General features: G+C 61.1%; 16 protein-coding genes. 7 read left to right on the forward strand and 9 right to left on the reverse strand.

Annotated elements, in window-relative coordinates; all coding sequences use genetic code 11:
• The first annotated feature begins 44 nt into the window (after positions 1-44).
• The gene (locus tag ACEN84_RS09550) at positions 45-1,061 is read left to right on the forward strand and encodes a methyltransferase (RefSeq protein WP_413710694.1); all 1,017 of its coding nucleotides are present in this window, start codon (positions 45-47) and stop codon (positions 1,059-1,061) included.
• Positions 1,062-1,108: 47 nt separating this feature from the next.
• Here the strand turns inward: ACEN84_RS09550 and fabI are convergent, their stop codons facing one another.
• The 3 genes from fabI to fabA are packed head-to-tail and all read right to left on the reverse strand — an operon-like array spanning position 1,109 to position 3,703.
• Positions 1,109-1,915: an enoyl-ACP reductase FabI gene (gene fabI / locus ACEN84_RS09555; protein WP_413710695.1), complete on the reverse strand. Its 807-nt coding sequence runs from the start codon at positions 1,913-1,915 to the stop codon at positions 1,109-1,111.
• 4 nt (positions 1,916-1,919) lie between these two features.
• Positions 1,920-3,143: a beta-ketoacyl-ACP synthase I gene (gene fabB / locus ACEN84_RS09560; protein WP_413710696.1), complete on the reverse strand. Its 1,224-nt coding sequence runs from the start codon at positions 3,141-3,143 to the stop codon at positions 1,920-1,922.
• A 53-nt stretch (positions 3,144-3,196) separates the two neighbouring features.
• Positions 3,197-3,703: a 3-hydroxyacyl-[acyl-carrier-protein] dehydratase FabA gene (fabA, locus tag ACEN84_RS09565; protein WP_203429833.1), complete on the reverse strand. Its 507-nt coding sequence runs from the start codon at positions 3,701-3,703 to the stop codon at positions 3,197-3,199.
• Between the two features lie 300 nt (positions 3,704-4,003).
• Between fabA and irrA the strand changes: the two genes are divergently transcribed.
• The gene (irrA, locus tag ACEN84_RS09570) at positions 4,004-4,423 is read left to right on the forward strand and encodes an iron response transcriptional regulator IrrA (protein ID WP_130279385.1); all 420 of its coding nucleotides are present in this window, start codon (positions 4,004-4,006) and stop codon (positions 4,421-4,423) included.
• A 3-nt stretch (positions 4,424-4,426) separates the two neighbouring features.
• Here irrA and ACEN84_RS09575 read toward each other — a convergent pair whose 3' ends face one another.
• Positions 4,427-5,062, reverse strand: a complete 636-nt coding sequence (locus tag ACEN84_RS09575) for a trimeric intracellular cation channel family protein (RefSeq protein ID WP_413710697.1) — start codon at positions 5,060-5,062, stop codon at positions 4,427-4,429.
• A 122-nt stretch (positions 5,063-5,184) separates the two neighbouring features.
• Here ACEN84_RS09575 and ACEN84_RS09580 point away from each other — a divergent pair, with 122 nt between their 5' ends.
• Positions 5,185-5,655 (forward strand): hypothetical protein, encoded by a 471-nt coding sequence (locus ACEN84_RS09580; RefSeq protein WP_112714188.1) that lies wholly within the window; start codon positions 5,185-5,187, stop codon positions 5,653-5,655.
• A gap of 3 nt (positions 5,656-5,658) precedes the next feature.
• On the opposite strand, the gene ACEN84_RS09585 is transcribed toward ACEN84_RS09580, so the two are convergent.
• Both ACEN84_RS09585 and ACEN84_RS09590 read right to left on the reverse strand, forming a co-directional pair.
• The gene (locus tag ACEN84_RS09585) at positions 5,659-6,447 is read right to left on the reverse strand and encodes a YdcF family protein (protein WP_413710698.1); all 789 of its coding nucleotides are present in this window, start codon (positions 6,445-6,447) and stop codon (positions 5,659-5,661) included.
• Positions 6,448-6,613: 166 nt separating this feature from the next.
• Entirely contained in the window at positions 6,614-6,814 is a 201-nt protein-coding gene (locus ACEN84_RS09590; protein WP_130279381.1) for a hypothetical protein, read from the reverse strand.
• A gap of 180 nt (positions 6,815-6,994) precedes the next feature.
• Here ACEN84_RS09590 and ACEN84_RS09595 point away from each other — a divergent pair, with 180 nt between their 5' ends.
• Entirely contained in the window at positions 6,995-7,798 is an 804-nt protein-coding gene (locus tag ACEN84_RS09595) for a helix-turn-helix domain-containing protein (RefSeq protein WP_112714182.1), read from the forward strand.
• Here the strand turns inward: ACEN84_RS09595 and ACEN84_RS09600 are convergent.
• On the reverse strand, positions 7,795-8,013 hold the full coding sequence (locus ACEN84_RS09600) for a hypothetical protein (RefSeq protein ID WP_112714180.1): 219 nt from the start codon (positions 8,011-8,013) through the stop codon (positions 7,795-7,797). The genes ACEN84_RS09595 and ACEN84_RS09600 overlap by 4 nt on opposite strands.
• Before the next feature lie 399 nt (positions 8,014-8,412).
• On the opposite strand from ACEN84_RS09600, the gene ACEN84_RS09605 reads away from it, so the two are divergent.
• Positions 8,413-9,456: a SagB/ThcOx family dehydrogenase gene (locus ACEN84_RS09605; RefSeq protein ID WP_413710699.1), complete on the forward strand. Its 1,044-nt coding sequence runs from the start codon at positions 8,413-8,415 to the stop codon at positions 9,454-9,456.
• Between the two features lie 104 nt (positions 9,457-9,560).
• Complete coding sequence (locus tag ACEN84_RS09610) at positions 9,561-9,914, forward strand: helix-turn-helix domain-containing protein (RefSeq protein ID WP_112714176.1); 354 nt, start codon at positions 9,561-9,563, stop codon at positions 9,912-9,914.
• Between the two features lie 81 nt (positions 9,915-9,995).
• On the opposite strand, the gene ACEN84_RS09615 is transcribed toward ACEN84_RS09610, so the two are convergent.
• Positions 9,996-10,202 (reverse strand): hypothetical protein, encoded by a 207-nt coding sequence (locus ACEN84_RS09615; protein WP_112714174.1) that lies wholly within the window; start codon positions 10,200-10,202, stop codon positions 9,996-9,998.
• 198 nt (positions 10,203-10,400) lie between these two features.
• The gene (locus ACEN84_RS09620) at positions 10,401-11,384 is read right to left on the reverse strand and encodes an oxidoreductase (RefSeq protein WP_413710700.1); all 984 of its coding nucleotides are present in this window, start codon (positions 11,382-11,384) and stop codon (positions 10,401-10,403) included.
• Positions 11,385-11,461: 77 nt separating this feature from the next.
• Between ACEN84_RS09620 and ACEN84_RS09625 the strand changes: the two genes are divergently transcribed.
• Complete coding sequence (locus tag ACEN84_RS09625) at positions 11,462-12,400, forward strand: AraC family transcriptional regulator (RefSeq protein WP_413710701.1); 939 nt, start codon at positions 11,462-11,464, stop codon at positions 12,398-12,400.
• The last annotated feature ends 8 nt before the right edge of the window (positions 12,401-12,408 follow it).

The following is a 12,408-nucleotide window of genomic DNA, read 5'->3' on the forward strand; positions in this document are numbered from 1 at the left end:
GACTGTTTCCGCGCCCTTTTTGTATTCAAAGACGAGATGAGCCCATGAGCCGCGAAACGCTGAAGACCCTGTTCCACCCCTTTGCCAGCGGCACCGTCGATGCGCCGGGCGAGGGGCAGCGTGTGCTGTTTCTCGGCGCCGAGGCAGGCTTCGCACTGCCGGAGGGCTTTGCGGCCTCGCTGAGCGCCGTACAGGGCTTCCGCCCGCTGTTCCGGCAGCTGCAGGCCCAGCGCATCGAAACCGCGCCTGAGATCGAGGGTGAGGATTACGATGCGGCTCTGGTTCTCTGCACCAAGCACAAGGGCGAGAACGAGGCAAATATCGCTTCGGCGCTTTCTCTCGTGAAAACAGGCGGCCTCATTGTCGTCGCCGGTGGCAAGGAAGACGGCATCCAGCCGCTGCGCAAGCGCATGGACGGCTTCGGCTTCGATATCGAGCACATGCCGAAATATCACGGCGTCGCCTTCTGGTTCATCCGCCCGGCTGATGTCAGCGAAGCTGTCGCCAAATTCGCCAAGGCGTCGGTGCGTGTCGACGGCCGCTTCATCGCCGCCCCCGGCATGTTCTCGCATGATCGCATTGACGACGGCTCGGAACTGCTCGCCTCGCGCCTTCCGACCGATTTCACCGGCGACGCCGCCGATTTCGGCGCCGGCTGGGGTTATCTCTCGGTCGAACTGATGGAGAAGTCGCCGCGCCTCGAGCGCATCGATCTCTACGAGGCCAACTATGCGTCGCTGGAAGCCGCCAAGGACAATCTGGCAGAGAACTTCCCGAAGGCGCCCGCTCGCTTCTTCTGGCACGATCTGGCGGCCGAGCCGGTCAAGGACAAGTACGACCTCATCATCATGAACCCGCCCTTCCATGAAGGCCACGCCGCTGAGCCCTCGCTCGGTCAGGCGATGATCAAGACCGCAGCCTCGGCACTACGCGGCGGCGGCCGCCTCATGCTCGTCGCCAACCGCGGCCTTCCCTATGAGCCGGTCCTGGCGGCAAGCTTCCGCGAAAGCGGCGAAACCTGCCGCAACGCCCGCTTCAAGGTTCTCTGGGCGAAGAAATAAGAAAGGCGGCCAATGGCCGCCTTTTTCATATCTGGATGTTGGAAAGCTTACTCGACGTCTGCAGTCCGCAGCGCGTCCAGCGTTGGCATCGAGGTGATGTTGAAGCCTGCGTCGACGAAGTGGATTTCGCCGGTGACGCCGGCCGACATGTCGGAGAGCAGGTAGAGCGCCGAATTGCCGACATGGTCGATGCTGACGGTCTTGCGCAGTGGCGCATTGCGCTGGTTCCATGAGAGGATCGCGCGGGCGTCGGAGATGCCGGCGCCTGCGAGCGTGCGGATCGGGCCGGCGGAGATCGCGTTGACGCGGATGCCCTTCGGACCGTAATCGGCCGCCAGATAGCGCACGGAGGCTTCGAGAGCAGCCTTCGCAACGCCCATGACGTTGTAGTTCGGGATGACGCGCGTCGAGCCGTTATAGGTCAGCGTCAGCATCGAGCCGCCGTCGCTCATCAGCGGTGCACAGCGCTTGGCGATCTCGGTGAAGGAGAAACAGGAGATCACCATCGTGCGGCTGAAGTTTTCGCGCGTGGTGTCTGCGTAGAGGCCCTTCAGCTCGTTCTTATCGGAGAAACCGATGGCGTGAACGACGAAATCGAGCTTCCCCCAGCGCTCCTTGATCGACTCGACGAGAGCATCGACCGAAGCGACGTCCTCGACATCGCAGGGCAGGACGAAGTCGGAGCCGACTTCAGCTGCAAGCGGTTTCACGCGCTTGCCGAGCGCCTCGCCCTGGAAGGTGAAGGCCAGTTCGGCGCCCTGGGCGGCCAGCGCCTTCGAAATGCCCCAGGCGATAGAATGGTTGTTTGCGACGCCCATGATGAGGCCGCGCTTACCCTGCATGAATCCCGTCATGGTATTATCCGTTGTAGCGCTGGAAGACGAGCGTAGCGTTCGTGCCGCCGAAGCCGAAGGAGTTGGAAAGAGCAATGTCGATCTTGGCATCGTCGATGCGCTTGCGAACGATCGGCACGCCGTCGAACTCGGGATCGAGTTCCTTGATATGGGCGCTTTCGCCGATGAAGCCCGCCTGCATCATCAGCAGCGAGTAGATCGATTCCTGAACGCCGGCCGCGCCGAGCGAGTGGCCGGTCAGCGACTTGGTCGACTGGATGTGCGGGATCTTGTCGCCGAAGACTTCGCGGATCGCGCCGATTTCCTTGCTGTCGCCAACGGGCGTCGAGGTACCGTGCGTGTTGACGTAGTCAACGCTGCCCTTCACCGTCGCGAGTGCCTGGCGCATGCAGCGGATGGCGCCTTCGCCCGACGGAGCGACCATGTCGTAACCGTCGGAGGTCGCGCCGTAGCCGACGATTTCGGCGTAGATCTTGGCGCCGCGTGCCTTGGCATGCTCGAGTTCTTCGAGAACCAGAACGCCGGCGCCGCCGGCGATGACGAAGCCGTCGCGGCTGACGTCATAAGCGCGCGAGGCGGTATCGGGCGTATCGTTATACTTGGAGGACATTGCGCCCATGGCGTCGAAGAGGTTCGACATCGTCCAGTCGAGATCTTCGTGGCCGCCGGCGAACATGATGTCCTGCTTGCCCCACTGGATCATTTCTGCGGCATTGCCGATGCAGTGCGCCGAGGTCGAGCAGGCCGACGAGATCGAGTAGTTGACGCCGTGGATCTTGAACCAGGTGGCGAGCGTCGCCGACGCCGTCGAGGACATCGCCTTCGGCACGGCGAACGGACCGATGCGCTTCGGGCTGTTGTTCTTGATGGTGATGTCGGCCGCTTCGATCAGCGTGCGGGTGGACGGGCCGCCGGAACCCATGATGATGCCGGTGCGCTCGTTGCCGCCGATATCGCTGTCTTCGAGGCCGGAATCGGCGATCGCCTGCTTCATGGCGACGTGGTTCCACATGCCGCCCTGCGACAGGAAGCGGGCTGCACGGCGGTCGACGAGGTCGGTCACGTCGATCTTCGGCGAACCCCAGACCTGGCACTTGAAGCCGTGCTCGGCGAAATCGTTCGAAAAGGAAATGCCGGACTTGGCTTCGCGCAGCGACGCGGTGACTTCCTGTGCGTCATTGCCGATGGAAGAAACGATACCCAGACCTGTGACAACAACCCGTCTCATGTCGATGACCTCTTCTAAAACGTCTTTGTATTTGGAGCGATCGTGACCGCGGTTCAGGCTTTGGACAGACCGACGCGCAAGTCGGTTGCCTGGTAGATGACTTCCCCGTCAGCCTTCAGCCAGCCGTCGGCAGTGCCGAGAACCAGGCGGCCGCGCATGACGCGCTTGAAGTCGATGCCGTATTCGAGGAGCTTCGTCTCCGGGCGAACCATGCCCTTGAACTTCACTTCGCCTGTCGACAGTGCCATGCCGCGGCCGGGCTCGCCGAGCCAGCCGAGGAAGAAGCCCGTCAGCTGCCACATGCCGTCGAGGCCGAGGCAGCCCGGCATGATCGGATTTCCCTGGAAGTGGCAGGGGAAATACCAATCGTCGGGCTTAACGTCGTACTCGGCGCGAATGTAACCCTTGTCGAACGCTCCGCCGGTTTCGGAGATGTCGGTAATGCGATGGACCATCAGCATCGGCGGCAGGGGAAGCTGTGCGTTGCCGGGGCCGAACAGTTCGCCGCGGCCGCAGGACAGGATTTCCTCATAGTTGAAGCTGGATTGTCTCGTCGTCATGAAAAGTCTGTGTCCCCCGCAACGTGCTGATGGAGTGAGTGTTTAGTCCAAGTTCTTCGGAAAATGAAGCATAAGCATGGCTGCCTCTCATTCCGCGCCGGACCGGCGATCTGCCTTATTTGGTGGTCGCATACAGGAAGGCCAAGGCCGCGGCCAGAGCTAAATGCGTCAAAGGCCGGATTTTAAGGCATTTCCGCCCCTATTGTCCCCATTGAAACTATTGAAAGGCTTTTGCGCAAAAGTTATATGGCTTAGGAAACCTGATTACTTGACGCTAGAATTAACCGGAGTTCCTCCTTGATGGCGCCAGAAGCCCCGATTAGCATCGAAGCACGACTGCGCAGTGCCGGCCTTCGTCCGACCCGCCAGCGCGTTGCCCTCGGGGATCTCCTGTTTGCCAAGGGCGACCGGCACCTGACGGTCGAGGAACTGCACGAGGAAGCCGTTACCGCCGGCGTGCCCGTGTCGCTGGCGACAGTCTACAACACGCTGCACCAGTTCACCGAGGCCGGGATGATCCGCGTTCTCGCCGTGGAAAGCGCCAAGACCTATTTCGACACCAACGTATCCGATCACCATCACTTCTTCGTCGAGGGTGAAAACGACGTGCTCGATATCCCCGTCAGCAATCTGACGATCGGCAATCTGCCGGAGCCGCCCGAAGGCATGGAAATCGCCCATGTCGACGTGGTGATCCGTCTGCGTCCGAAAAACCGCTAAATCTTACATCACATCGTCTGGGTGACGGCCGGGCCTGTGCCTGTAGGTCGGGAACGTCCATCCGAACCACAGCGCGCCGCCGCGGATCGCGAAGGCTGCCGCGGCGCCGAGCGCTGACGCGGCATAGAGGGGCACACCGAGCTCCGTTGCGCCGGTAAAGACGCCGGCGCCGATCAGCGCAGCGGTGATATAGATTTCCGGCCGCAGCAGGACCGAAGGCTCGTTCGCCATGAGATCGCGCAGCACGCCGCCGAAGGTCGCGGTCAGCGTTCCCGTCACGACGGCGATGGTGGGGGAGCCGGTGGCCGCCAGTCCCTTCGCCGCGCCCATGACGCAATAGGCCGACAGGCCGATGGCATCGAGCCAGATCAGCAACCGGTAGCGCGATTCCACCAGGTGCGCGGTAAAGAACACGACGACGCCGGTAATGCAGCAGATGACGATATAGGCCGGGTTCAAGACCCAGAACACCGGAACGCGGCCGAGCACGATATCGCGTACGGTGCCGCCGCCAATACCCGTCACCGTCGCGAAGAACAGGAAGCCGATGAGGTCGAGCTGCTTGCGCGATGCTGCAAGCGCGCCGGTCGCCGCGAAAAGCGCAATGCCGGCATAATCGAGATAGGCGAGCAGCGACATTTGAGGGTCCCAAGGCGGCGGAGATCGTCGGGCGACTGAATCACGGCGGCAAGGGCGGCGCAAGGCGCGGCGTAGAGAATGCGCCGCTGTCAGTGTCCTTATCCGCCAAAAAGAGGAAAGCCGTGAAAGCGCTTCTCATCGCCCTCAATCTCGCAGCGCTGCTCGTGGTGCCGGTTGCCGCCTTCGCCCAGCAGTCCCTGATCTCCGATCCGGAGATCTACGAGAAGAAGCATTTCACCGAACAATGCACCAAGGCGGAGTTCGGCGAGGGCTACGTGACCCGCCAGGACATCAACAATGACGGCCTCATCGATGCTGTCGTCAACGAGGGCGAGCTCACCTGCGACGGCGAAAAGGGACCGCAGTGCAACGATGACGGTTGCCCCTATAACTTCTATCTCCAAGTGGCCGAGGGCGGCTATTTCATGATCGCCACGGCGCAGATCTACGGCTACGACTTCGTCCAGCGTTTCGGCAACATGGTTCTGGCCATGAAGATGCATCCGCGCTTCTGCGATCGCACGGAAGGTGACCCCTGCATCGTCACGGCCCGCGTCCGCGGCACCAAGTTCGTCACCATCTCCAAGAAATAGCGACTACTTCGGATAGAGCTCCGAGGTGCGCCCTGCCAGATAGTAGCCGACCAGGCCGAACCATTCGCGCACGGCCGTCGCAGTGTTCTGGGCGTTGAGGCTCGGCTGGGTGAAATCCAACCCGAGATGGACCTCCCCATCGGTGCGGAAATCGGTCGGCCATGGCACCACGTCGATCCCGAGTTTGCGGAAGATGCCGACCGAGCGCGGCATGTGATAGCCCGAGGTGATCAGCAGGCAGTTCGACAGGCCGTTCGTGGCGAGCAGATCCTTGGTGTTGGTGGCGTTCTCGAAGGTCGTCCGCGAGGTGGTCTCCTCGACCAGCCGCTCCCGCGCCACGCCGAAGAGCGGGAAGAAACGCGCCGAGGCGGCCGCGTCGCCCTCATAGTGGCCCGATATCGAGCCATCGCCGCCTGAAATCAGGATCCGTGACTGCGGAAATTTCTGCGCCAGCCGCAGCGTCTCGATGAAGCGGTCGGCCGCGGCATTGAATTCGATGCCGTGACGGACGGTGTTCACCTCGTTCTCGAAAGCGCCGCCGAGCACGATCATGCATTGCAGGCTGTCGGGATCCTGCGCCGGTTTGGGGAAACGGTTCTCCAGTCCCTGCAGCAGATAGTTGCCCGCCGTCGTGTAAAGCGTCACGAACAGCACTGCGGCGCCAAACCCGGAGAGCAGGAGCGCGCTCTTGCGTAGCCGGAAGGCCAGCGCAAGGAAGCCGAGAGCGGTCAGGAAAAACGCGAGGGACAGCGGCTGGCCGAAGACCCAGACAAGCTTGGAAAAGAGAAACACGAAAACACTCCCAATATCGAATTGGGCAGCATCCTATGCGATTCGGTTGTCGAGGAAATGTTGCGCTACGGGCGCAGGCCGGATGCGGTTGATCGTCTCAGATGATGGCAGGGATCAACGGCGAAGTGTCATCGAAAGATGATGAGATGGATTCCGATTCAATCGATTAGTGAAAGGGAGGTGCGATCATTCGCAACTGGTTTTCAGTTTCAGCGACCGCGCGTTCAATCCAGTAAAGAATTTCGGGCTGGTGATTAATATTTAAGCGCAGCGCCGAGAGTCCATCAAGTATCGTGGAAAGGTTTCGCTGCGTTTCATCGGCTGCGATGTTCGGCGGCGCTTCAGGCAATTCAATATCGAATTTCATTGCAGTGATCGTGCCTCCATTGGGCGGCGGATTCTTTTTGTTCCCGGCGGGAATTACCTATCCTTACGCAGCCATCTGTCAATTGGATCAGCCCGCAAATTGTGGCCTATCCCCCTTTGTATTCCGCTTGGCTTGCAGATAGTTTGAGCACCGACTCATCTCCTGAAAGCCACTGCGGACATGTCTGCACTCGAGAACTTTGCCGAAAATCTCCGGCGGCTGTGCCTCGCAAAGGCGGGCAGCATCAGCGCTGCCGCGCGCGGCATGGAAATTGGCCGCTCGCAGATCGAATCCTATCTTCAGGCTCGCCGGGCGCCTGGGCGTGCCTCGGTCAAGAAAATCTGTCAGTACCTCGGCGTCACCGAGGAAGAAATGTATCAGCGGCCGATCTCGGTCGACCTCGATCATGGCCGCCCGTCGGCGCAGCGTGTGCTGTCGGCCGCCCGTGACGCGCTGGAGCCGCTGCTCTTCGCGGATCCTGCTGCCGGTATCGCTCCGGGCCTATACCATGCCTATATGACGATCCCGAGTACGCCGGACAGCCTGCTCTGCGCCGTCATCGTCATTGCCAAGCAGGGCAATGCCACTACGTTTCGCCGCCTCACGAACCGGGCGGTGAAGAAGGGCGAATATTGGTCCCGCTTCACCGGCGATCACAAGGGCATCGTCGTCGAGCGCCTGAACTGCCTGTCATTCGCTGCCGCAAACCAGATAGGCACCCAGGAACCGACCCTGATGCGGCTCCGATGGCTGCCTTTCTCCGAAAAGCTGCTCGGCGGCCATTCGATGATCTTCACGCCAGCCGGTCCATCCTTCAGCGCCGTCGTCATGGTGCCACTCAACAGCAGGATTAACCTGCGCACCGCGCTCCGTCTCGCAAAGGTCTACCGCACCACCGATGATGCGGTGCCCCGCATCGTCAGGGATATGATCGTTCAACAGCGCGCCGACTTCATCTCCGCAGTCACGCGCGACCTCAGTTAGTTCAGCGACAACCCCATATCGTGGGTGGCCGCCGCCGGCTCGACGCTGACGCGGTGTGCCTCGATGAGTGCCATCGACAGAAGATAGGTCAGCATCGGCTGCTTCGCGCTCCTGCTCTGCGCGATCAGCGTGTTCAGCATGTCGATGGTGTATCCACCGACGGCATCATCCAAAGTCAGCTCTTCTTTGGCTTGCGCAGTCTTTTTAAGGCCCATTCTGCTTCTCCGGCGGTCCTACCGAATTATTCTCATGACTATGATTGTCATAGTTCGCATTTTTGGGCTACACATTTCTATGTAAACGCAAAAATAACGGATTTAATTCAGAAATTTCCTGTTTTTGACTTCAATTGAAGCAATGCATCACTCTGATGTGTCAAAACAATATTTCCGTATTAATTGAATATTTCTGGTTGCTGTTTCATCCTCCAGCCGCGATCAAGGGGATCGCTCCTACAACCGTGGAGATGGATCATGCAGAACAAGACGAAGCCGAACCTCAAGGTAACGCCGGTCAAGGCCAAGCCGACCTTTGTCAGCCGCGGCATGATGTTCCGTATTGATTAAGTTCATAAGCGCCTGCTGCGGGCTCCGCGGCGGGCGCATGTGATTCGAATGCGCTACCGCTCCTCACGCACTCTCGTCTTTCACAACGAGGGCGACGCCTTCGTCGCCTGCAACTTCCTCACCAAGGCTGTTTTCGAGTGCAGCCCTGATCTCCTGGAGTTCCTTCGCGCCCTCGACGACTGGAGCGCGACCGTTGCGATCCGCGATCTGGCGCCGGGTTACAGCGAAGAGGAACTGACCGAGACGCTCGCCTCGCTGGTCGAGATGTCGGCTCTCGTCGAAGAGAATTCGGCGCTGCATGCGCGCGAAGACGCCTTTACCCGGAACTGGAAATGGGGCGTGCCGGCTGCTCTCCTGCACTTCTGCGTCCAGGATCCCGACTATATGTCGCTCAACGAGGCCGAGGACTTGCAGCGCTCGACGCTGGCGGCGGAGGGCGAGATCGAACTCTACAGCCTGAATTCCGGCCGCAAGGACGTCATCCAGCTGCCTCCGGCGCTGAACGGCAATGCGTTGCTGCAGCTGATGTCGCGCCGCCGCACGCAGCGAAAGGGCCTGGCGAAGCCGATTTCGGTCAGTGAGCTTTCCGAAGCACTCTTCGCCGGCCTCGGCATCACCGGCAAGGCGCGCAACGCCGTGGTCGAGCTGCCGCTGTCGATGACCCCGTCAGGCGGCGCCCGCAATCCCTATGAAGCCTATGTTTTCGCCCGCAACGTCGAAGGGCTGGAGCCGGGCATCTATCACTATTCGGCGCTGGAACATTCCCTGGCGCGCGTCTCGGATGAGACGCCCGAGCTCTCAACCCTAGTCGGCGGCCAGGAATGGGCCGATACCATGCCCTGCATGATCGTGCTCGTCGCCCATATGGACCGCACCATGTGGAAATACGAGGATGCCAATGCCTACAGGGTGGTGATGATCGAGGCGGGACACATCGGCCAGAACATCATGCTCGCGGCAACCGCGCATGGCCTGACCGCCTGTCCCACGGCCGCACTCAGCCATAGCGCGATCTGCAAATTGCTCGAAATTGGCAATCCCGCCCATGCGCCGGTCTACGCCCTTACTCTGGGTTGGCCTGACGCAACGTAAAGACCAAAAAAAGTCGGTTGAATTTTGCAACTCGCGGGTTGCGATATTTAAAATACCCGGCATATTATGGTGAGCAATTCGTTTCTAAATGAGGGAACGCTCACGTGCCAGATCCAGTCGATATCCTAGTCGGTCGCAATGTAAGACAGTTGCGCGCCCGGCGCCGCGTTTCCCAGCTCGAACTGGGGGAAGCCCTCGGGCTGACCTTCCAGCAGATCCAGAAATATGAGAAGGGGACGAACCGCGTCTCCGCCAGCAAGCTGCACCAGATCGCGCAGTTTCTCGGCGTGGAAATCTCCGCTCTGTTCGAAGGTGCCGAGACCAATCAGCCCGAGAAGATCGAGCTGAGCCCGGAAGCCTACGAACTCGCCCTGCATTACGACAAGCTTCACTCGCCGGCAGGCAAGGAAGCGGTCAAGACCATCCTGACTTTGATGAGCAACGAGACGGCGGCTTAATCCGCCCCGCAAACCGGCGTTGCCAGGGCCACTTCGCTTCCCGGTAAATTTTGCCCGCCCTCGTGGCGGGCTTTCTTTTCGTCAGTGCAGTTCGCGCTCGTGCAGCGCCGTCAGCAGCTCGTCCTGCGTATGATGGCCGGCGTGATAGAGATCGATCGCGATGCTGGCGATCGACAGGCCCTGCTGACTGCGAAGCTTGATGTTTCGCTCTGCGCACCAGGAGTAAAGCGCGCCGGCGAGGACATCGACATCATCCGCCGGATTGGACATGGAAAGTGCTGCGGTCATGTGAAGTGCCCTTTGGTTCGTTCCCCAATTCCGTGCTGAAGAGTGAAGTGATTTAGAGAAGTTGCAAGTCCGTTTCAGGGCCTGCGTTAACGCCGGACATATGGGCATTTCGCAGCGTCTCAAAACGGCACGGAAAGACCACTCGTGCCGCTATGAAACGCCTTTGACTGATTGTAGGACGTGTAGCGGCGCCTCCATCTACGCCGTAAAGCTGCACCCGGTCAGCCTCTCGCTGAGTGCCCAGAGCCTGTCGGCCGCCTGCGAATCGCAGGCCCAGGGCCAGACGCCGGTCGGCCCGCTATGACCTTCCGGAACCAGCGGAGAGATGTCGCAGTCTTCGCAATAGACGCCGCCGAGGCCGTCGAGATTCGGGCTCGTCGCGCACCACACGGAGGTCGCCGCACCCTCCTCGACATTCTTGAAGCTGCGCTGGCTTTCCTCGCTGACATCCATCCCGCCATCGGCATGCCGGGTAATGCCGAATGCCTTGAAGTCATCATCGGTCAGATGACGAACCAGATCGGTGATGATCGCGCCGGGATGGACCGAGAAGGCCCGCACACCGGACGCCTTGCCGCGTTCGTCGAGACCGACGGCGAAGAGCGCGTTGGCGGTCTTCGATTGGCCGTAGGCCTTCCACTTGTCGTATTCGCGTTTCTCGAAGTTCGGATCTGCAAAATCGACGGGAGCGAACCGGTGACCGCGCGACGACACCGCGACCACGCGCGCACCTCTGGCCTTCGCCAGGGCAGGCCAGAGCCGGGCTGTAAGCTGGAAATGGCCGAGGTGATTGCCGGAGAACTGTACCTCATAGCCGCGGCCATCCCGCGTCAGCGGCGACGCCATGACGCCGGCGCTGTTGACCAGCATGTGAAGCGGCCGGCCGCTCGCAAGGAAGCCTTCCGCGAAGCGGTCGATTGCTTCAGGATCGATAAGGTCGAGCGGCGCGAGCTCGACGCGGGCAATGCCGGCGAGATTGGCTTCCGCCTTGGCGCGCGTCCTGACGGGAACGACGACCGTCGCTCCGGCCTCGCTGAGCGCCCGCGTCGTCTCCACGCCGATGCCGGAATAGCCGCCAGTGACGATGGCGATCTTGCCGCTCAGATCGATCCCGGCAATCACGTCGCGTGCCGCGCTCTTGGCATTGAATCCCGAATGAATAGGCTGCTGTTCAGTCGTCACAGGTAAGCTCCTTCTGCAAACACAGCCGGATATAGATTGCGGTTTCGGGATGATCCATGTAACAAAGTTCCGATTTCTTGCTTGATCGTTCAGATATGGATCCGCTCTCCGATATCCTAGCCCTGCTGCAGCCGAAAAGCGTCGAGACCTACGGAGTCGTCTCCGGCGGCGACTGGGCGCTCGACTTTCCGCGCCGCTATGAGGGCATCAAGTTCGGTGCCGTCGCCCGCGGCGGCTGCTGGCTGCGCGTCTCCGGCGAGCCGCAGCCCTTCAAGCTGGAGGAGGGCGATTGCTACCTGCTGACCGGCCAACCCTATTGGCTCGGAACCGACCTCGAGTTCCCTGGTACCGATGCCCGGACGATCTTCGTCGATCTGAAAACCCGCGTCGCGCAGCATGGACCGCATGACGACACCTTCCTGGTCGGCGGCCGTCTGATGTTCGATGCCAGCCATCAGGTGCTGCTGACAGGCGCCCTGCCGGCGGTGATGCATATTCCGGCTGCTGCCGACGAGGCGGAAACGCTGCGCTGGACGCTGAAGCAGCTGGCAAAGGAACTCACCGAGATGCGCCCCGGCGGCGCGCTGATGTCGGAGCATCTCGGCCACATCCTGTTCGTCAACGCCCTGCGCCTGCATATGGCAAGCGAAGGCGAGGGGGCACCAGGCTGGCTGAAGGGGCTGAATGATCCGCGGATTGGCAGAGCTCTGAGAGCGGTTCACGCCGAGCCTGCACGGCGCTGGACGCTGGAGCAGCTCGCCAGCGAGGCCGGCATGTCGCGAACGGCCTTCGCGCTTCATTTCAAGGCGCTGGTCGGCTGGCCGCCGCTCGATTATCTGCTGCGATGGCGCATGCGGCTTGCGGCTCGTGCACTGCTCTCGCCGGAGCGCACGCGGCTTGCGGAGATCGCCCTGTCGGTCGGCTACGAATCCGAGAGCGCCTTCAGCGCCGCCTTCAAGCGGGCGATGGGCTGTGCCCCCAAACACTATCAGAGCCGCATCCGACAACCGGTCTAAGGCAACAA

This window comes from Rhizobium sp. Rhizsp82 (assembly GCF_047325115.1).
Taxonomy (GTDB): Bacteria; Pseudomonadota; Alphaproteobacteria; order Rhizobiales; family Rhizobiaceae; genus Rhizobium.

Excerpts from the sequence above, each read along its gene's own strand:
- ACEN84_RS09605 (WP_413710699.1), top strand. The coding sequence starts at position 8,413 with ATGCGCTACCGCTCCTCACGCACTCTCGTCTTTCACAACGAGGGCGAC.
- fabI (WP_413710695.1), bottom strand. The coding sequence starts at position 1,915 with ATGACGGGATTCATGCAGGGTAAGCGCGGCCTCATCATGGGCGTCGCA.
- ACEN84_RS09590 (WP_130279381.1), bottom strand. The coding sequence starts at position 6,814 with ATGAAATTCGATATTGAATTGCCTGAAGCGCCGCCGAACATCGCAGCC.
- fabB (WP_413710696.1), bottom strand. The coding sequence starts at position 3,143 with ATGAGACGGGTTGTTGTCACAGGTCTGGGTATCGTTTCTTCCATCGGC.
- ACEN84_RS09550 (WP_413710694.1), top strand. The coding sequence starts at position 45 with ATGAGCCGCGAAACGCTGAAGACCCTGTTCCACCCCTTTGCCAGCGGC.
- fabA (WP_203429833.1), bottom strand. The coding sequence starts at position 3,703 with ATGACGACGAGACAATCCAGCTTCAACTATGAGGAAATCCTGTCCTGC.
- ACEN84_RS09595 (WP_112714182.1), top strand. The coding sequence starts at position 6,995 with ATGTCTGCACTCGAGAACTTTGCCGAAAATCTCCGGCGGCTGTGCCTC.
- ACEN84_RS09600 (WP_112714180.1), bottom strand. The coding sequence starts at position 8,013 with ATGGGCCTTAAAAAGACTGCGCAAGCCAAAGAAGAGCTGACTTTGGAT.
- irrA (WP_130279385.1), top strand. The coding sequence starts at position 4,004 with ATGGCGCCAGAAGCCCCGATTAGCATCGAAGCACGACTGCGCAGTGCC.
- ACEN84_RS09575 (WP_413710697.1), bottom strand. The coding sequence starts at position 5,062 with ATGTCGCTGCTCGCCTATCTCGATTATGCCGGCATTGCGCTTTTCGCG.
- ACEN84_RS09615 (WP_112714174.1), bottom strand. The coding sequence starts at position 10,202 with ATGACCGCAGCACTTTCCATGTCCAATCCGGCGGATGATGTCGATGTC.